Source organism: Streptomyces sp. LUP30 (genome assembly GCF_001746365.1).
In the GTDB taxonomy this organism is placed as follows: domain Bacteria; phylum Actinomycetota; class Actinomycetes; order Streptomycetales; family Streptomycetaceae; genus Streptomyces.
Genome location: NZ_MJAJ01000001.1, coordinates 236,605 through 256,731, shown reverse-complemented (window position 1 = coordinate 256,731; position 20,127 = coordinate 236,605). Strand labels below are relative to the sequence as shown.

The window sequence follows — 20,127 nt, the reverse complement described above, 5'->3', positions numbered from 1 at the left end:
CCGACGCACGGAGGGGGCCGGAGCCATGGCAGGAGAACGGACGACGGTGACGGACGTCGAGCACCAGTCGCAGCGATCGGAGCACGCCTGGCGGATTCTGGACGCCGTCCGTGACTGGACCAAACACGCGGAGACCAAGGCGGCCACGACCCTGGCGGCCTCCGGAGTGGTCGGCGGCGTCCTGTACAGCCTGGTCACCGGGGGCGATGACCGCTCGCCCTGGTTCACCGTCGCGGTAGCGGTCTCCGCCCTCTGTTCGGTGTCTGCCGGCGTCACCGCGGGGCTGGTGCTGCTGCCCCGGCAGCGGCTGACCGGCAGCGCGCTGCCCACCAGCCTGTTGTTCTACCACCACATCACCCGCGAATGCGCTACGGGTCGTGACTACGGCGACCGGTTGAACGAGTTGCTGCGGGACGAGGACGCGTTGGTGACGGCCGTCGCCGACCAGATCTGGGCCATCGCGGTCGTGGCCGGCCGCAAGTACCGCTGGGTCGGCCGCAGTATCGCACTGCTGCTGCTCGCCGTGTTGGCCGTGGCGGTGGCGGCCGTTGTCAGCGCGGTCGGGTAACTGCGGCCCCGGCGCGAAGGAGTTCGGGCGGGAGCGTCCGTGAACCACGTGTACGGCGTGCGAACGCGAGGGGAGCCCCGCAACCGGACGCGCTGCCGTGCTCGCCCGTCCCACGCCGCAGGGCGTCCCCGGCGCGCAAACGCGCCACCCCGAACACCCGTCCCGCCGGGCGGCTTTCGCCTTTGTCGGTGAAGGCTGACGGAGAGCGGGGCGAGGCGGCACAGTGTGACGAGAAAGCTACAGTGAGCCAGCGCCGACGAGTTCGGCGGAAGGGGGCGTACATGTCCGGTGGGGCACCGATCGACGGCGAGTCCCGCGACGACGCCGTCGACGTTCTGAAGGATCTGATCGAGTGGGAACTCGCGCCGCAGCGCTGGGAGCAGGTCGACTCGATCGTCGACTCGCTGGCCGACGCCGTCGCACGGGGGGACGGCGACGCCCTGCGCGAGGCCACCGCCGAGCTGGAACTGACCGGGCCGGTACGGATCACCCGGATCGGCGCCAAGTCGGTGATCCCGGTTCCGGAGGAGACCCGGGACCGGGCCAACCACCTGGTGCACGCGCTCGGCCGCCAGCAGGAGCGGCAACAGCAGGAGCGGGCCGACGCCTCCTCGGACGGCCCGGGAGGTGACGGTGACGGCACGTCCGCTGGCTGACCAGGAACTCGTCGTCCACGTCTTCGCGCCGACCGACGGGCCGCACAGCAAGCGCGCCTACCACCAGATCCTCGGCGTCTGGGACCGGTGCCGGAACGTTCTGGGCATGGTCGACGAGATCCCGAGCACCGGCCTGCCGACCAGGCTGCCGCCGGACGCCGACGCGCTGAAGCCCGGGCGGCCCGCCGCGGCGATCGAGGACCGGACCGCCAACTACCAGGCCATCGTGCGTCGCGAACACGACGTGGTGAACCTGTCGATGGCGTTCGCCGCCCCGCTCGACACACCGTCCCGCCGTCTGCGCATCGGCTCCGCTTCGCCGCCCGGCTGGGTCGAGTTCGACCGCTGGTGGGACGAGCTCGCCGCAGCGGGCACGGACGCGCTGCTCGGCGTCGTGCGTGTCTGCCAGGCGAAGTTCGCCGGCCGGCCGATCCCACCGCTCGACGAGATCGCCCACGAGGTGCGCGCGGTGCTGCCCGGCGCCGACCACGTCCCGTACTGGTGGCAGCGAGGCTGGACCACCGAGGACGGGTTCGCCGTATGGGAGGTGTCGCCGGACGACGGACAGGCCGGACGGCGGCGCGTCGTGGTGATCGCCCCCGAGGACCGGGACGCCGAGCTGAGTGCTTGGACATGGAGTCAGGGCGATCCGGCGCTGCCGCCGCTGGGCCGCTACCTGATGCACGCGGCGAAACTCCGCTACCAGGCCCGGGTACGGGGGGACGGCGAACAGCTCAGGCGTCTCATCGACGGGGCGAACGACCACGTCGCGCAAGTACGGGCGGCACTGGAGCGCGAGTCGTCCGATCCGGCCGCCCTGCTCGGGCTGCGGCTGGACGAGGCCGACCTGACGTCCGCTGCGAGGGACGTGCGCACCATGCGGCGCACCGTGCAGATCGCGGCGGACAATATGGCCGACGCGCTCGCCGCACCGTTCGGCAGCGACCGGCGGCTCTCCGACTGGCTGGCCGGCCAACTGGGCGACGACGCGGAGTACCTGGAGGCGGCGCGCGAGACGGCACGGGAGTTCGGCCGGCTCGCCCGGCAGGGCCCCATCGACATGGGGCGGGCACAGCCGGACACCCCTGCTCCGCCCCCGGTGGACCGTGCCCGCCGGCCGGAGACCCCGCCCACCGCACAGCGCGGCACGCCAGGCCGCATCAGCGCGCGCATGGGCTTCGCCGTGGACATCGAGCGCTACAGCAGCCGTACCTCCCCCGAGAAGACCTCGGTGCAGGAGCGCCTCGCCGCCCTGGTGCGGGAGGTTCTCGACGACCTGCACTGCCCTCTGGAGAGGACCGACCGGCAGGAGACCGGTGACGGGATGAACGTCTTCCTCCCGGGGGACGTGGAACTGCACCGGGCGCTTCCCCGGCTGCTCGTGTCCTGGCATGAACACCTGGCGGCGGACAACGCCCGCTTCCGCGACCGTATGCGGCTGCGTCTCTCCACGGCCTTCGGGCCGGTCGGGCTCGCGGCGCTCGGCTTCTCCGGGGCCACGATCGTGGAGGTCAGCCGACTGCTGAACAGCGACGTGCTGCGCGACGCCCTGACCGATCACCCCGAAGCCGACCTCGCCGTGCTGGTCTCCGACCAGTTGTACGAGTACGTCGTCGGCGAGGGATATCCGGGGCTGGACGCGCGGCATTTCGAGCGGTGCCCGGTCAAGGTCAAGGAGTTCCAGGCGCAGGCCTGGCTGTGGATCCCGAGATGACGCCCAGGTGTCGCGGCACGTCAGACGCCGACGTGGACGTGCGCGGCCCAGACGCTCGGATGGTCGGGCATCCGCCGTCGCGCATGGTGCACCGCCCCGTGCAGCGCGGGCGCGGCCGCCTCGGCGGCGAGTCCGCCGCCGGCGCCGACTTCCTGGTAGAAGTCACGGGTGATCCGGCCGGCCGGGTGGTCGTCGACGGGCCACAGGGTTCCCACCACGTGCCGGTAGCCCGCCAGGTGGAACGCGGAGGTGATGTGGATGCCCTCGTCCGGGAGCAGCGCCGCCCCCTGCGCCGTCGAACAGGCCGACAGGTACGCGACCTTGGCGCCGTCCAGCCGTGCCGCGACGATGTCCGACACCCGCAGCGGCGCGTCGTCGTGGTCGCCCAGCACCAGCGCGCTGCGCGAGGGGTAGGCGGTGTCGGTGGTGGCGTGACAGGCGAAGTGCGCCCAGCTGTGGTGCGCCAGCGCGGCGAGGACCCGGTCCCGTGTGGCCGCCGCCTGCGTCATGGCCGTCGTGGCCACCGGCAGGCGGCCGAGACGTTCGGCCTCCCGGCGGGTGGCGGGCAGCGCGCCGTGCCCCGGCACGCCCGACGCGGAGACGACCAGCAGACGGTCCTCGCCCGGCTGCCGCGGGCGACCGGCGAACGACAGGCTGCGCAGGGTCGGGCTGTAGGAGGACACCACGAGGTCGAGCGCTCCGCCCTCCTCCGCGCGCCCGTCCGCGTCCATGGGTTGCGCGGCGTGCAACGGCAGGAAGGACAGCAGGCCGGTCGGGATCCACCAGACGCGGGGCCGCCGGCCGGGATCAGCGGTCACGGGTACGTCCAGGTGGCGCAGGACCGGTCCCGTCACCGCGTCCCACAGCCAGCCGAGCACGGCCAGGACGCGCTGTTCCTCCCTCCTGCGTGCGCCGCGGTCGGCGGTGTCCTGGTTCCTGATGGCCTCGAGGGTGGTGAGAAGTGCCGACACCTGGGCGCGGACCGCTTGCGGCGTCGCGAGCGGCAAAGGGACTCGGGACGGACGACGGCCACCGGCCACGACCAGGGCGTCCGAGCCCAGTTCGCTCAGGTTGACCAGGATCGCGGGCCCGGCGCCCGGCGGCGGCGCCAACTCGTCGAGGGCGGGCGGGGCGAGGAAGGTCTCGAAGCCGCGCAGCGCGCGGATCGCCCGAAGGACGGAGTCGAAGGCATCGGCCAGCTCTCTGCGTTCCCGGACGGCACCGGCACGATCCAGGCCGGGCGTTGCGCCGTCCAGGCCGCGGCACACGTCGTCGAAACGGTCGGCGAGGCCGGCATCGCGGCGGCGCAGGGCCGTGAGGTCGGCGCGGGCGTCCAGAGCCTGCCCGAGCAGGACGCCACGTCCCTGCTCCAGCAGGGTGACCGCCCGCCGGAGGTCACCGAGGCGGATGGCGCAGGCCGCGGCGTCGGAGGCGAGCTCGGTGTGCTCGGCCAGTTCCCGCTCCTGGTCCTCTCGGCCCAGTTCCCTGGGCGCACGCAGCCCGAGCTGCCCCACGGCCAGTTCCAGGCCCTGGACGGCGGTGCCGAAGTCGCCGCGCTCGGCCGCCACACGCCCCCAGGCGGCGGCGGTCGCCACCCGCACCCGGGTGCGCGCGGTGGGCAGCTCGGCCGCCTCCCGGAAGGCGCTCACCGCACGGGTGGCGAGGTCCGCCGGCGCCGCCGGGCCCCCGGCCCCGGCGTACTCGTACAGCACCCCGCCGAGATTGGACAGGAAGACCGCGCGCTGCGGGTGATCGGCGGGGCTCTTGTCCAGGGCCTGGCGGAAGACCGCCGCGGACTCCTCCGCGTCGGCGGGGTCCCGGTGCAACCGGAACCGGGCCCGCAGTGCCGCGCCGAGGTTGGACAGGTGCCCGGCCGGCGTCACGCGGTCGGACCGGCGAGGCCGAACGGCCCCTCGGCCGGCGGTCACGGCCAGGTCGAGGTCCGACGCGGTCCCGCCCTCCTCGAAGCGCAGCCGGGCCGCCACGCACAGGTTGGCCAGCCGGCCCGCCAGGGCGGGATCGTCCTCGCCGGTGTTGTCGATCGCCCGTTCCAACGCCCTGATCGCCGCGTCGAGATCCCCGGGATCACCGCTGATGCCGAAACGGGTCACATGGGCGGTACCGAGATTGGTGAGACGGACCGCCAGCGCTGGGTCGCGTGCGTCCGTGGCCTCCACCGCGGCCGCGCCGACCTCGATGGCCTCGCGCAGATCCGCGCTGTCACCGGTGGCCTCGCAGCGGATCTGCAACGCGGTCCCCAGATTCGACAGGATGGCCGCACGGGACGGACTGCCGTCGGGCGCGGCCTTCACCGCTCGGCGGCCCAGGTCCACGGCCCGGTCCAGGGCGGAGCGTTCGTGGGTGCGTTCGAACCACGTCTGATGGGTGCCCGCGAGGTTCGACAGCACGGACGCCGCATCGGGGTAGCGGTCCGGCATCGCGTCCACGGCCCGCTGTCCGACGAGGGCCGCGCGCCGGACGTCGGCGAGGTCGCCGGCAGCCTCGAACCGTACGCGCAGGCACAGCCCGAGGTTGTTCAGCGTCACGACGCGCAGCACCGGTTCGGTGTGGCCCTGTGCGTCCACGGCCTCGCCCAGCCGGACGGCTTCGTCCAACGCGGCGTCGTCCCCGGTCCGTTCGGCCAGCACACGCAAGGAGTCGGCGAGGTTCACCATGGCTGCCGCCCGGTCCGGGCCGCCCTCGCCAGAGACGTCGAGCGCCGCCCGACCGGCCCGCGCCGCGCGCCGCAGGTCGTCGAGCTCCCCGGTCCAGGCGTATCGGGTCTTCAACGCCACGTCCAGGGCCGACAGTGCGGCAGCGCGTGTCCTCGCGGAGCCGCCCGTGGCGTCGGCGCAGCGTTCGAGCAGTTCCACGGCACGCGACAGCAGGCGTTCGTCACGTCGCCCGCGGGCCTGCTCCAGAAGATCGACGGCCTCCTCGTACAGCGCGCGCAGGACGTCCTGTGGAACCCCGACTCCGTCAGACGGCATGCGACGTACCCCCCTCGCTCGCGGCACCGGCCCCGCACCCTGTCTGTGGTATCCAACTCGTCCCATGTTCATCCCTCCGACGGCCCATACGGCCGTCTCGCGCGCGATTGCCGGAATCGGACGGACAGGACCGACTGACCACCGCACCCTCACAGGAGCAGCCATCGACACCGGAGAGCACCGGACGAGCGAGGACGAGCGCATCGACGTACTGCGCCGCAAGCTGCAACGATCCCTCGAAGGCGACGAGGACGGCCTCCTCGCCTCCGCGGTCGGGCGTCGCCTCGCCGAACTGGAGGAGCGGCTGCGGCGGCGCGGACCCGCCCGTGGCGCCGGGCCGAGCGCCCTCGCCGCAGCCGTCGCCACCGCGCGTTGGCGCCGCTGTCTGCAGCTGCCGACCGAGTCCGCCGCGGAGGAACTGGACGCCGCCGTCCGCATGTTCGGGCGGGCCGTCGCGGCACTGAGCGCACGGCACCCGCAGCGAGCCGTGCTGCTGACCGACCTGGGGCTGGCACTGCGCTCGAGGTACGAGTGGGGCGGAGACGTCCAGGACCTCGACGAGGCGGTACGCGCCGGCCGGGCCTCCGTGCGGGCGACCCCCGCCGACCACCCCGACCGTGCCCTGCACCTGTCCACCCTCGCCAACTCCCTGCACACCCGCTTCGAACGCAGCGGAGCCCCGGCCGACATCGACGCAGCCGTTCGCTGCGCCAGGGCGGCCGTGCGCGCCGTCCCCGAACCTCACCCCGACCACGCCCTCTACCTGTCCAATCTGGGCAACGCACTTCGCGCCCGTTTCGAACGGTCCGCGGACCCCGGTGACCTCGACGAAGCGATCCGCACCGGGCGGGCCGCACTGCACCGCGCCCCGCCGGACGACCCGGACCGGCCCATGTTCTCCGGCAACCTCGCACTGGCCCTGCGCGTCCGCTACGAGCAGACGTCCGACGCGGCAGTCCTTCAGGAGGCGATCGCGCTGGCACGCTCCTGCGTTCGGGACACCGACGCAGCGGACCCCCACCACGCGATGTACCTGTCGAACCTCGGCGGCGCCCTGCGGGCCAGGTACGACCGCGGCGGTGCGCTCACGGACCTGGACGAGGCGATCGCCGTCGGGCGCAGCGCCGTCGCCACCGCGCGGGACGACCCGGACATCGCCATGTACTGGTCGAACCTGGGGCTCGCTCTGAGAACGCGGTATGAGCGCCGCGGGTCGGTCCCCGACCTCGAGGAGGCCGTCCGCGCCTCGCGAGCAGCCGTCGAGGCCGCCGCCGACGACTGCCCCGAGGCCGCGATCTACCTGTCCAATCTCGGGATCGCGCTGCGGACCAGGCATGAACACAGCGGTGACGCCGACGACCTGGACGAAGCCGTCCAGCTCACGCGCGGCGCGCTGGAGCACACCCCCGACGATCACCCCGACCGGATGCTGTACCTGGCGAACCTGGCCACGGCCCTGCGGGTGCGCTACGAGCGCACCGCCGACCGGGACGACCTCGAAGAGGCCGTGCGAGCCGGTCGCAGCGCGGCGGCCGACACCACCGTTGCACGCGCCGACCGAGCTTTCCGCAAGTCCGCGCTCGGCATGGCGCTGCGTCTGCGGTTCGAGTCGACCGGCGACGAGGAGGCCCTCGACGAGGCCGTTCGAACGGAACGCTCGGCGGTGCGCGACGCCCCGGCCGACCACCCCCAGCGGGCCGGATACCTGGCCAACCTGGCCCTCACCCTGCGGATCAGGTACGAGCGCAACCAGGTGCGCCGGGACCTGGAGGAAGCCGTGACCGCCGCCCGCGAGGCGGTGCGGCTCACTACGTCGGACACCCCCGTCCACGCCTCCTGTCTCGACACCCTCGGCACCTCCCTGCAGGTCATGTACGAACTCACCGGCGACCGAGGTCACCTGCGCGAGGCGGTCCTGACCGGACAGGCGGCGGTCCGGCACACGCCCGTGGACCATCTCGACCGCCCCATGTACCTCTCCAACCACGGGCTCGCCCTGCACATGAGCTACGAAGCAGGACATGACGAACGCGACGGCCTGGCGGCCGTCGACACGGCCCGTGAAGCGGTGGCCACCAGCCAGGCCCGCGACCCGAACCGCCCCGCCTACCTCTGCGACCTGGCTCTCGCCCTGCAGAGCAGATTCGACGTCGGCGGCGACGCGGCCGCCCTGGACGAGGCGATCGAGGTGGCCCGTGCCGCCGTCGCGGCGGTCCCCGTGAGTCACCCGGATCACGGCACCTACCTGGCCAACCTCGGCACCATGCTCCATACCCGGTACGAGCGCGACGGCGCGGACCGCGACGGGCAGGAGGCGGTGAAGTGCGCACGGGAGGCGGCCCAGAGCCCGACCACCTCGTTGGACACCCGGATCGGCTCGGCGCATCAGTGGGGCCGCCGCGCCTGGGAAGCGGGGGACGTGCGGGAGGCGAGCCGGGGGTACGACGCGGCGGTCGCACTGCTGCCCGCGCTCGCCTGGCAAGGTCTGGACCGCGCGACCCAGGAGCACGCTCTGGCCCGGTGGAGCGGCCTCGTCTCGGACGCCGTCGCTGCAGCGGTCGCGGCCGGAGATCCCTCCCGCGCGGTGGAACTCGCCGAGCACGGACGGTCGTTGCTGTGGGCCCAGACCCTGCGCCTGCGCAGCGATCTCACCAGCCTCGCCGAGGCCTCCCCGGAACTCTCCCGCCGCATGTCGGAGATCCGCCGCCAACTCGACCACCCGGCAGCCTGGTCGAGCCGCCGGCCCGCCTCCGAAGCCCGCGGAGACGCACTGGTGGGCGAGGCGCTGGAGCAGAGGCGTCGACTGGCCCGGGCATGGGACGAACTCGTCGACCGCGTCCGCGCACTGGACGGATGCGAACGGTTCCTCGCCCCCACCCCTTTCGACGAGCTGCGCACGGCCGCACGCGACGGCGCCGTGGTCATCGTCAACAGCAGCAGACTCGGTTGCTGCGCCCTTCTGCTCACCTCGGACGACCGGCAGCCACGCGTGGTGCGGCTGCCCGACATGGACCACGCCGAAGCGCTACGCCGGGCCAACCTGTGCCTCGCCTCAACCGCCGGCGCGCCACCCGACGCGGACACCGGGCGGATGGACGGACGAGAGGCCATGCTCGATGTGCTGGACTGGCTGTGGACGACTGTCGGCCGCCCCGTCCTTGACCTCCTCGGCCATACGGGTTCCCCCGCGACGACCTGGCCACGTGTGTGGTGGTGCCCCCTCGGCGTCCTGGCCTTCCTGCCGCTGCACGCCGCCGGCGCCCGGGAGAACGCCGAGCCCGACGCCTGCGTCCTCGCACGGGTCGTGTCGTCCTACATCCCCACGATCGGCGCCCTCCTGCGCGCCCGCGACGGCGTGCGAGAGACACGACCCGATCACCTGGTGGTGGCGTTGCCGCACACGCCCGGCCTGGGCCGGCTGCCCGCCGTGCCCCGGGAGGTCGCCGCCCTCGCCCGCAGGGTGCGTCCCCCCGCACGAGCCGTGCACCTGACCGGCGAACAGGCGACCCACCAGACGATCAAGAGGCACCTGCCCGACTTCCCCTGGGTGCACCTCGCCTGCCATGCGGCCCAGAACGGCGACAACCCCGCGGAGAGCGCGCTCTTCCCATGGGACTGGCAGCAGCACCCCCTGACGATTGCGGAGTTGGTCGACCTGCGGCTGCCCCGCACCGAACTCGCCTTTCTGTCCGCATGCCAGACGTCCGCGGGCAGCGCGCGCCTGACGGAGGAGTCGGTTCATCTGGCTGCCGCCATGCAGGTGATCGGCTACCGCCATGTGATCGCCACCCTGTGGCCCACCGTCGATCCGGTCACCCCCAGACTCGTCGACCTCGTGTACGCCGGGCTGCTGGGGGAGGGGCGGGCGGACGCGGACTGGGCGTCCGAGGCACTGCATCACGCGGTGACGGCGATCCGCGCACGGTACCCGGACGACCCGCGGGGCTGGGCCTGCCACATCCATCTCGGGGCGTGACCGACGGACTGCCGGCCGCGCTCAGCAACCCGTGTGCACATACGGCGCCCACACGGCGGGAGACATGGCGTAGCGGGCCCGAAGGCCGCGCATGATGACATGCAGTGCACGGCCGGCGTGGCGCACGTCGACCCCGGACCCATAACCCCGCACGGAACGGTAGAACTGGTCCGTCAACCGGACCGACGCCAGGTCGGCGGCTTCCCACAGCGCGCCGATCACCTGCGGATAGCCGGCCACCTGAAAAGCCGACGCCAAGTGGATCGCCTCGTCCGGCAGCCGGTCGGTACGGGCGGTGTGACAGGCGAGGAGCACGGCGAGCTGCGCGTGCGGCAGCCGCTGCCGGGAGATCTCGGCGACCGTGAGGGAACCTCCCGTGAGCGACAGACGGCTCGCGGCCGGATTCCCGGCGTCGCTCACACCATGGCAGGCGAAGTGCACGAGAGCCGCCGCCGGCAGTTGGGCGAGCACCCGGGCCGGGGTCGCGTCGGGACCGTCCAGGGTGCGCAGACCCGCCAGCACGCGGGCGACCGAGGCGACTTCCCTGGCGGACGCACCGGAAGCACCACCGTCACCGGTCGGCTGTGCCACCGCCAGGTACGCGCCCCGAACGTTGCCGTGCGCCGCTGCCTGACGGGCGTGACGCAGCGCCCTGATGCCCGGGGTGTACGAGGAGGCGACCCGGTCCAGTACCGACCGCCGCTCCGTGAGCCGGCTCTTGCGCTGGTATCCGGCGGCGTGCAGCGGCAGATGGGCCAGTGGGCCGGAGGCCGACCACCACAGTCGCGGGATCGCCTGCCGGGGCGTGTCGTCGGGCAGCGGCGCGGTGAACCCCGCCGCGTCGAGAACCGGCTCGGCCACGGTGTCCCACAGCCACTCCAGCGTGCTGAAGACGACCTCCCGCGCGTGCTGCTGCTCGCGAGGCGAGTCCCGGTCCCTGCCGACCGCCGCCAGGAACTCCTGTGCTGTGTCGGCCAGGCGTCCTTCGGTCACATCGAGCGGCACGTGCCTGACGCCCCGCGCGGTGACCACGAGCGCGTCGCAGCGCAGCGGATCGACGTTGATCATGACGATGGGCCCCTGCGCGGCTTCGTCCAGCAGCTGCCGCTCGGTCGGCGGCAGCAGAAACCGCTCGAACCCGGGGCGTTCACGGATCTCCGTCAGCAGCAGCCGCCATTCCTCGGCCACGGCGTGCTGTTCCCGCACCCGTGCGGACTCCTCGGGCGCGCCGCCGCCCTCCGCGCGCAGCATCCGTTCGCTGACGTCGGTGAACCGTGCGGCCGCCTCGGGGAGGGCCGCGACCAGGTCCGAGATGTCGGTGCGGGTCTCCAGGTCCTGGGCCATGAGCACGGCCCGCCCCTGTTCCAGCAGCGTCAGCGCCTGCTCGGTCCGGCCCGCCGCGAGGGCCACGGCGCACCCCGTGCGGCCGAGACTGGTCCCCGTGATCTGATCAGGCAGGCCCGCGCTGCCCTGCTGGGGTGTGGCCATGAGGTAGGGGCGGCCCATCATCGCGGTGCGCAGGGCCTCCTGGCGGCCGTCTCGGTCGAGGGCGCGGGACGTCAACAGGGGCAGCACGTCCAGGGCGACGGCGGCGGCGTCGGCGGCCTGGTCCCATCTGCGGCCCGCCAGGGCGCGGCCGAGGGCCAGCCGCGCGTTCTCGAACCGCGCCGCCGGCGGCAGCGACTGCTCCGACGCCGGGTCCCAGCGCTCGTCGGCCGCCTCGAACGCGGTGTTGTCGGCCCGCACATAGGCGTCGGTGGCGAGCACCGCGCGGTGGACCTGGTCGAACGCCGGGCGCAGACGGTCGCGCAACGACTCCTCCCCGGGAGCGGCCGCCTGCTGCGGCAACGCCTCCAGCCACCGGGACACGTCCTGCATGACGCGTACCGCATCCGCCGACCTCGCCGGGTCGCGCAACAGCCCCGACAGGTCGGAGAGCGCGTGCGCGTAGGGGATCGAGACGCCCAGCCAGGGAAGCGAGCCCTCGGACAGGTGATTCCTGGCCCACGACAGCGCGCTCACAGCCCGGTCGACGGTGGCGCTGTGCCGGCACAGCGTGCCGTACATGTGCCGATAGCCCTCCACCGCGCACAACAGGTCGACGTAGTGGGGGCTGGTGCGAGGCAGGTCCGCCAGCAGCTCGTCACCGCTCCTGACCGCCCGCTCCAGCTCCGCCGGGTCGTTGCGGAGGGTAAAGCCGGCGACCAGGATGTGAACCAGCACGGAAGCCAGCCAGCCGCGTGCGGCGTCCGGGCCGGGTTGCGCGAGCCGCGCCCGCAACTGCTCCTCGGCGAGTGCGAGAAGCCGCGGATCCACGGGAGTGCCGTCGGCCGCCGCCATGCTGCGCCACACGGCGGCCGCGTCCGGCGGCAGCTCGGCGAGCGGCGGCGCCGCGAAGCCGTGGGTCTCGGCGACCGGAGCGGCAGTCGTGTCGGGGGCCGGGGCGGGGACGGCGTCCGGACCCGGGGGCCATGTCGGCTCCGCGTCCGCCACGGACGCCGGTCCTGCAGCGAACGGGACGTCATGGCCGGCGGCAGCCTGCCCCGCCTCTCCCGGCTGTGTCCCCGATCCGGGGGACGTGTAGCCGGGCGCCGCCAACGGGCCGTCCAACTGCAATGGAGGCAGTTCCGTGACGATGTTGCCGTACAGCGGCTTCAGATCGCGGGCCAGCCCGCTGACGTTGAACGGCACGGCTCGCATCAACCGCACCAGCTTCGCCGCGGCTTCGCGCTTGTGGGCGAGGTGCGGCAGCAGCGGATGGCCGCGGGGCAAGTCCCGCTCCAGCGCCGCCCACAGTTCGTCCGAGCGCGTCACGTCCTGCGGCGACCAGGCCAGGAAGCCCCGGGCGCCCAGCATAGACGCCATGTTGACGCTGTACATACCGCGGTCGTCCGGCGGCCCCTCGGCGCGGAACGCCTCGAGGTGTTCGATCGCCTCGTCGACGGTGGCCAGTTCAAGGCGGTCGGTCGCGGCCGCCATCAGGGCGATCGCCAGGACGAAGTGCGCGGTCGCGGCTTCGTACCGGTCGTAGGGGGCGCCGTGTCCACGGGCACGGTCCACGGCCTCCACGGCGAGGCGGCCCGCGCGGACCGCGGTCTCCACGACCGAGTGGTCCTGGAGGTGCAGACGGAACCAGGCGACCCCGGCGTAGGCGGCCGTTCGCCCCACCGTCCCCGCGTCGATGTGGTCGGGCGTGACCGCGGCGAGCGCGGCACGTGCCCGCGCCCAGGCGTCCGTGAGCGCCGCGGTGTTCCCGGACTCGTATCGCTGGTAGGCGGCCTGGGCCAGTCGGGCCAGCAGCGTGGCCCGGCTGAGATCGTCCTGCGGCAGCATGGCGACGAGTCGCTCGGCGGCCTGTTCGATCGGGGGCACCGCTGCGAAGTGGTCGGGCGGGGGAAGGTCCGGGTAGGTGGCCGCGACCGCCACCGGATCGTCCGCCGCGCGGCGCTGGGTCTGGGCGGCGAGACGATGACGCACTTCCTGGGTCAGCCGGTAGTCCCCGTACAGGGCCGAGAGGGTGTGTTCCGCCAGCCACAAATGCAGCGTCCACCGGGCGCGTTCGGGATGGTCCTGGGCGCCGGTGTCCAAGGCCAGACCCATCAGGGCGACGGCGGCAGCCGCCGCACCCCGGCCGTCACCGTTCCACGCGGCGCGCAGCAGGCCGGCGGTGGGCGCGAGCCAGTCGCACGGATCGTCGCCCGTGGACGCCAGCACCCGGTCGACCTCCGGCGACCGGCCCACGTCGAAACGGGCCAACATACGATTCACGACCACGTCTGATTCCGGCACGCAGACCAGTCTGCTCGAATTGCCGTCTCGCGGAGGGCAGTTGACAGGATGTGACACGTGTCGGCCCGGCCGGGCGATTCTTCGGCGGGGCCGGCCCACGTGTCCGACGGCTCTGCTCACCCGCCGTGGCAAGGGACGGTGGTCGTACCGCAGGCCGGGCTGGGTGACGGAACAATCGCGGTGCGGCGCTGGAGGGCGCCGCAGGCGAGGCGTTGATCGGCACGCCGAGTACGGGGTGCTCGGCACCCGGTGGATCTACGACGGCGTCCACGACCCGGTGGTGATGGCGCAGTTGCGCGCGCTCGTGCGCGGCGAGGCGCTGCCGCAGCACCAGAGCAGGAGCGACGCCCCCGACCCACCGTCACCGTGCACGCAACCGGCCCTGACGACGGGCTAGACGTTCAGGTCAACCGTCTCCTGGTGCCGGCGGAGGCCTCTCAGTGGCCGCCCGTGGGCGTTGTCGGCGGGTGGACCTGGCCGGACGGAACGGCTGCACGGGGCGTCCCGGCGACGCTGGCACCCTGAGGGGCCGCGGAGAGGGGTGGGCGCGCAGTCATGGTCGGCGGGTTGGGCCGTTCGTCCCAGGGGGGAGCGATCGCCGGCGGCGTCGTGTGCGAGCGCACCGGACCACCGCCCGGACAGCGCCGACTGTTCCCCTTCAGCGTCCCAGACCCTGCCGCGCCGCTGTGCGCAACGCTGCGACGACGGCCGTGGTCGTCGGGTTCGCGGTCTGGGTGTGACGACTCGCGGCGAACAGGAGGCGTGTGATCGGCTGGCCCTCGATGGGAGCAGTGCGGATGCCGGGTGCGGTGGGGTCGATGGCCGTGCGGGGAATGAGCGCGGTGGCGAGGCCGGTCCTTGCGAGGGTGAGCTGGGCGGCGATGTCGGCGGTGATGTAGCGCGGCGCGAGGGCGAAGCCGGCGTGGTGGCAGGCCTGCAGGATGGCCTGTCCGCACTCCGTGGTCGGCGGCGGCACGGCGAGAGTGTGCGTGGCCAGTTCCCGCAGGGCGACGGGCCGCTCATCGGCTTGGCCGGCTGCGGTGACCACGAGCAGCGGGTCGTCGAGCAGCGCCGAGACCTCGACTCCCCGGGGTGTCGCATCGGGCAGGTGGTGATACCGCTGTCCCAGCACGACGTCGACGGCGCCGAGCGTGAGTTCCCGCAGTTGCGCCTGGTCGGTGACCAGGCATGTCACGGTGAGCTGCGGGTGGTGTGAGCCCAGTGCGGTCAGTGCGGGGGCCACGATCGCCGCGACGGTCGACGGCAACGCGGCGAGTGTGGCGGTGGCGCCGACTGTGCCCTTGACCGCTGCGACGGCGCATTCGGCTTCTCCTACGGCGGCGATGATCCGCTCGGCGTGTTCGAGGAGCACCTGGCCCGCCTCCGTCAGGGCCACGGTTCGTCCGTCGGGGCGCAGCAGGTCGACTCCCACGTCGTGCCGCAGCGCGGACAGTTGCTGGGACACGGCGCCGGGAGACAGCGCCAGTGACTGGGCGGCCGCGGCGATGGAACCGCGGGCGGCGACGGTCTTGAGCATGTGCAGACGGCGGATATCCAACATGACTCGATAGATTAGCTAAAGAGTCCCATCAGAAATCATCCCCTTGACCTGCCGAGTCCCCAGGGGTGATCTTCAGCGCATGGAAATCCTCGACTGCATCGCCGCGGTTGCCCGGCCCATCCACGATTTCGGCGACGAGTTCATGTCCGACGAGACGACCGCCGCCGTCGGGCTGAGTGCCGGATTCGTCCCCGGCCGCGGCTTCTACTGCCGCGGACGGTTCGGAGTGCTCGGCGAGACACCGGCCTCGGTGGTCCAAGCGGTACAAGGCTTCCTCGGCCCCCACCTCGTCACCACGGGCTGGCTGGCGGGGCGGCCCGTCATGCCGGCGGAGGAAGCCGCCGCCTGCTACGGACGAGCCGTCCGGACGTGGGGGCGCGCCCACATCCCCGGCGACGCCGACGTGGAGCACTTCAACCGCCTGGCTCAGCAGCTGATCGACGCCGCCGACGCCGACGCCCTTCCCCTGTTCGCCGGCTGGCGCGCGCAGCCCTGCCCGGGCGACGACCCGGTGGGCTCGGCCATGCAGCGCATACACGTGCTACGGGAACACCGTGGGGCCTGTCATCTCGCGGCGGTGCGCCTGTGTGGGCTGAGCGCCCAGGCGGCCATGGTCATCAACCTCGGCGTCCAGCAGGCAACCCACTACGGCTGGCATGCGCCACGTCCCGTTGCCGCGACCCAGATCCGCCGGTGGCAGCGTGCCGGGCGACTCACCGACGAACTGCAGGCGCCGCTGTACGCCACACTGACCGACCGGCAACGCGCCGAATTCGCGCAGCTCGTCAACGCGTTGACCGCCCGCTGATCCCGTGACCGCTTCACCGGGGCGGTCTGAGTGCCGTGCCCGTCGGCGCCGCAGCGGGACGGAGCCGGTGGTCGCCCGCGAGGTGCTGGCACTGATCGCCGAAGGCAGGTCCAACGGCGCGATCGCCAAGGAGCTGGTGGTTTCCGAAGCGGCGATCGGCGAGCACATCGGCAACATCCTCACCGCTGGACCTGCCTCCGACGGACAAGACGCATCGCAGGGTCCTGGCCGTCTTCGCTTACCTGCGAGCCTGACCCGCCGAGGGTACCGAGCCGCCTGGCGGACATCAGCAGCAAGGTACGGCGGCGACAAGTACGTCCGCGCCGCGGGGGCTATGTCACGGCCCGCCGAGCCCTGCGCATCGCTCGTGCATCCCGTCGCCGCGACGACAACTCCGGCCAGTGCCGCACATGCTGGCATGCGCAGTGAACCCGACCCAATCCGTCCGCAGGCTCTGGTCACAGGACGTAACACTAACGTTAACGATCAACAGCTGACGAGCTCACGGATGAGAAACACGCACTCAAGGCCATCGGCAGACCTGGCCGATCTTGGTAGATAAAGAACAAGCTCACCGTGGTCGGATCTTCACTGCCATACGTCCGGGTGGTTTACCCAGTGCATCCGCCGATCTACCGTAAGCACCCCATTATGCTCACCGTGTATCTATTTGGCCGCCCTAAGTGACAGGGGGAGAGGGGATGCGCGCGGCTCCGCAGGGCGGCTGGCGATTCGCGCCTCCCCTTTCTGGCCATCAAGCATAAACGTGAGGAGATCTCTGTGAATTCCATGCTGAAGAAGGCACTCGCTTCCCTCTCGGCAGGGGCAGTAATGGCCCTCGGTATCGTTTCTGTAGCGGCCTCACCTGCATCTGCTGTCGAGCGATGCGAGCACCAATCCACTCGCTATGACCGGACAGAGTACTTCACTGACTTCGACTTCTGTATCCAGGCAGATGAGGGCGAGGTGAAGGTTTCGATCGAGAACTTCACCTGCTTCGAGAGGGGTGCGCGTTTTAGGGAATTCCCCAATCCCTGTAAAGTCACCGGAGGTATGGTCCAGACACTGAAGAACGGAATCAGTAGCTACAACAGCCCGATGCCGCTCGGGTACACCAACGACCTCCCTAGGCATTGGGAGGCAAGCCTTCCGGGGTGCGAAGACGGAGACTTCGTCAAGGCATTCATTGACGATCTTCAGGTCTCCTACGAGTATGGCGATATCGCCGGGAACAGGTGGTGGCACGATGTCGCCTATCAGACGCCCTTCGTTAACGGCGGCGTCCGCTGCTGAACCGATTGCTCGAGCCCGGTATGCAGGGGCAGACCTGAACCGCCTCCACGCGGGTTCCCTGCCTGAGCGTTTTCCATCGTCAGTCTGATCTCGCCATATGCAGGCAGAGGGCGGCTTGGACGAGACCTCGTTCGGAACACCGTTCGAAGATCTGTGCGGAGCATGTGGCGCGATTGCTCACGGCGGCGCGGACGCCGTCATGGGCCCCGGGTGGGCCCGGGCCCCTCGCGTCTTCCCGGCGGGGGACTGATTCTGCTGCGGGTCGTTGAGGGCTGGTCGCGCACACGCGGCGGTAGCCGCAGATCGAAACAGCCCCGCGTCCCTTCCGGGGCGGCGTGCCGTCCGCCGCTTACTCCCCAGGGAGTAATCCGCAGCCGCCGTCACCCCCGGCAGTACGCGTCGCCTCGCCCTCCCGCCCGACGAAAGCCGTGGTTCTCACCGGAAGTCTGGGGACCGAAGCAGACGTCACCCGGAGGGAGATCGGTCGATGAGGGCCGGAGAGACAACCGCTACGACGAGGCTGGGGCCGGGGCGCGGGCGAGCCGTTCCATGGGCGGTGCTCGGGCTGTGGATTGCGGTGATCGCGCTCGTCGGGCCGTTCGCGGCGAAGCTCGCCGACGTGCAGCACGACAAGGTCACCGACTACCTGCCGGCGAGCGCGGACTCGACGCAAGCGGCGAAGATCGAGGAGAAGTTGCCCGGTGGCGAGACCACCGAGATGGTGCTCGTCTACCACCGGGACGGCGGGCTCAGCGCCGCCGACCGGAAGTCCGCGGCCGGGCAGGTCGCGGAGATCGCCCGGCAGCACAAGCTGATCGACGGTGTTCCCGAGGGGATTCCGTCCAAGGACGGCACGACCCTGATATACCCGGTCGCCAGCAACGATCCCGGGGCGGACGAGGAGAAGCAGGACAAGCTCGTCACCGACGTCCGCGAAGTCGCCCAGGGCGAAGGCGGGTTGAGCGTCGATGTGGGCGGCACCGGCGCGCTGGGAACCGACTCCGGCGCCGTCTACGACTCGCTCGGCGGACCGCTGCTCTACACCACCATCGCCGTCGTCGCCATACTGCTGATCCTGATCTACCGCAGCCCCGTGCTGTGGCTCGTGCCCCTCGTCGTCGCCGGGATCGCCGACTACATGTCGATGGGTGTCTCCTACGGCCTCAACCAGGCCTTCGGCACGACCATCACGGGGCAGAGTTCGGGTGTGATGACGATCCTCGTGTTCGGGGCGGGCACGGACTACGCGCTGCTGCTCATCTCGCGCTACCGGGAGGAGCTGCGGCGCATCGAGCGACCGTACGAGGCTATGGTCGCCGCCCTGCGCGGCTGCGGGCCCGCCGTGCTCGCCTCCTCCGGCACCGTCGCCGCCGGACTGATGTGCCTGCTCGCCGCCGACCTCAACAGCAGCAAGGGCATGGGCCCGCTCGGCACCGTCGGTGTGCTGTGCGCGCTGATCGCGATGCTGACCCTGCTACCCGCCCTCCTCGTACTGGTCGGGCGGCGGGTGTTCTGGCCGCTCGTGCCGGCCTTCGGGAGCACGCCCAAGCAGCGGCGCAGCCTGTTCTCGGCGATGGGCAGCTCTGCCGGACGCAGGCCGCTGACCGTACTCGCGAGCGGTGCCGTACTGCTCGGCGCCCTCGCCCTCGGCTCACTCAACCTGCCGGGACCTCTCAAGCAGGAGGACTCCTTCGTCAAGAAGCCGGAGTCCGTCGTCGCGATGGAGACCGTTGCCAAGGCCTATCCCGGGCAGGGCAGCCAGCCCATCGACGTGATCACCCCGCAGGGGCGCGTCGACGAGACCCTCGCGATCGTCCGCGACACACCGGGCGTCGGCAGCGCGCAGAAGGGGCGTACGGGAGACGGCTGGACCGAGATCTCCGTCTTCGTGAAGAGCGCACCCCAGTCGGCGGGGGAGACCGCCACCATCAAGTCCCTGCGGAAGGAACTGAAGGGCTCCTACGTCGGCGGGGACAGCGCCCAGCAGATCGACTTGGAGGTCACCAACGCCCGGGACACGAAGATCGTCGTACCGCTCGTCCTCGTGTTCGTGATGCTCATCCTGATCGGGCTGCTGCGGAGTCTGGTCGCACCGCTGCTCCTGGTGGGCGCGGTCGTCGCGGTGTGGGGCGCCTCCCTCGGAATCGGCGGACTGGTCTTCGGACCGCTCCTCGGCCTCAAGGGCACCGATCCGGGGCTCGGACTGCTGTCCTTCGTGTTCCTGGTCGCCCTCGGCGTCGACTACGGCATCTTCCTCATGCACCGGATGAGGGAGGAGTCCCTGGCGGGAGCGGAACCGGCCACGGCGGCACTCACCGCACTGCGCACCACCGGCGGCGTCATCGCCTCCGCCGGACTCGTCCTCGCCGCGACCTTCGCCGTGCTGATGAACATGGGCCTGGTGCAGCTGGTCCAGCTCGGCTTCGTGATCGCCGTCGGCGTCCTGCTCGACACCTTCCTCGTACGGACGTATCTGGTGACCAGTGCCAGCGTCGCCCTGGGCCGGAAGGTGTGGTGGCCGGGCGTGCTCTCACGGCAGGCCGGGCCGGCCGAACCGGCCGGGTCGAGCGGAAGGGGCGGGCCGACCGAGCCGCCCCGGCAGCCGGAAACCGTCAGTGCACCCTGAGCACACTGTTCGAAGGCCGCGATCGAACGCTCTGATCGAGCACGCCGAGCGTGCACCTTGATCCGTCGGGCCCACCCAGGCGCCTCTCCTTCCGTAGGGGCGCCCGGGTTCCCGCACGAGTACCGGAAGATGGAGCCGTGGAAGAA

At 71.8% G+C, this 20,127-nt stretch carries 10 protein-coding genes and 2 pseudogenes; 9 read left to right on the top strand and 3 right to left on the bottom strand.

Features of this window, described 5'->3' with window-relative positions; genetic code table 11:
- The first annotated feature begins 25 nt into the window (after positions 1–25).
- The 3 genes from BG482_RS01140 (at position 26) to BG482_RS01130 (ending at position 2,938) form a co-directional block, all read left to right on the top strand.
- The gene (locus BG482_RS01140) at positions 26–568 is read left to right on the top strand and encodes a Pycsar system effector family protein (RefSeq protein WP_141746519.1); all 543 of its coding nucleotides are present in this window, start codon (positions 26–28) and stop codon (positions 566–568) included.
- Positions 569–849: 281 nt separating this feature from the next.
- Positions 850–1,224 carry a CATRA system-associated protein gene (locus BG482_RS01135; protein ID WP_069766881.1) on the top strand — a complete coding sequence of 125 codons (375 nt, stop codon included), beginning with the start codon at positions 850–852 and terminating at the stop codon, positions 1,222–1,224.
- Positions 1,202–2,938: a CATRA conflict system CASPASE/TPR repeat-associated protein gene (locus tag BG482_RS01130; RefSeq protein ID WP_141746518.1), complete on the top strand. Its 1,737-nt coding sequence runs from the start codon at positions 1,202–1,204 to the stop codon at positions 2,936–2,938. The genes BG482_RS01135 and BG482_RS01130 overlap by 23 nt, the downstream gene beginning before the upstream one ends.
- Positions 2,939–2,958: 20 nt before the next feature.
- On the opposite strand, the gene BG482_RS01125 is transcribed toward BG482_RS01130, so the two are convergent.
- Entirely contained in the window at positions 2,959–5,928 is a 2,970-nt protein-coding gene (locus tag BG482_RS01125; protein WP_069766879.1) for a CHAT domain-containing protein, read from the bottom strand.
- 64 nt (positions 5,929–5,992) lie between these two features.
- Here BG482_RS01125 and BG482_RS01120 point away from each other — a divergent pair, with 64 nt between their 5' ends.
- The gene (locus BG482_RS01120) at positions 5,993–9,904 is read left to right on the top strand and encodes a CHAT domain-containing tetratricopeptide repeat protein (RefSeq protein ID WP_069766878.1); all 3,912 of its coding nucleotides are present in this window, start codon (positions 5,993–5,995) and stop codon (positions 9,902–9,904) included.
- A gap of 21 nt (positions 9,905–9,925) precedes the next feature.
- On the opposite strand, the gene BG482_RS01115 is transcribed toward BG482_RS01120, so the two are convergent.
- Positions 9,926–13,663, bottom strand: coding sequence for a CHAT domain-containing protein (locus BG482_RS01115; protein ID WP_069766877.1), 3,738 nt, complete (start codon positions 13,661–13,663; stop codon positions 9,926–9,928).
- Between the two features lie 206 nt (positions 13,664–13,869).
- On the opposite strand from BG482_RS01115, the pseudogene BG482_RS40225 reads away from it, so the two are divergent.
- A pseudogene (locus BG482_RS40225) lies at positions 13,870–14,218 on the top strand (1,4-alpha-glucan branching protein); the annotation flags it as partial.
- Positions 14,219–14,351: 133 nt separating this feature from the next.
- Here the strand turns inward: BG482_RS40225 and BG482_RS01110 are convergent.
- Positions 14,352–15,254 (bottom strand): LysR substrate-binding domain-containing protein, encoded by a 903-nt coding sequence (locus BG482_RS01110; RefSeq protein WP_079141484.1) that lies wholly within the window; start codon positions 15,252–15,254, stop codon positions 14,352–14,354.
- 79 nt (positions 15,255–15,333) lie between these two features.
- On the opposite strand from BG482_RS01110, the gene BG482_RS01105 reads away from it, so the two are divergent.
- The 4 genes and pseudogenes from BG482_RS01105 to BG482_RS01095 all read left to right on the top strand — a co-directional run bounded on the left by BG482_RS01105 (position 15,334) and on the right by BG482_RS01095 (position 19,981).
- On the top strand, positions 15,334–16,062 hold the full coding sequence (locus BG482_RS01105) for a hypothetical protein (protein WP_069766875.1): 729 nt from the start codon (positions 15,334–15,336) through the stop codon (positions 16,060–16,062).
- 40 nt (positions 16,063–16,102) lie between these two features.
- Positions 16,103–16,316: pseudogene (locus BG482_RS40220) on the top strand (LuxR C-terminal-related transcriptional regulator); the annotation flags it as partial.
- A gap of 526 nt (positions 16,317–16,842) precedes the next feature.
- Entirely contained in the window at positions 16,843–17,355 is a 513-nt protein-coding gene (locus BG482_RS43325) for a hypothetical protein (RefSeq protein ID WP_141746516.1), read from the top strand.
- Positions 17,356–17,842: 487 nt separating this feature from the next.
- Complete coding sequence (locus BG482_RS01095) at positions 17,843–19,981, top strand: MMPL family transporter (RefSeq protein WP_069766873.1); 2,139 nt, start codon at positions 17,843–17,845, stop codon at positions 19,979–19,981.
- The last annotated feature ends 146 nt before the right edge of the window (positions 19,982–20,127 follow it).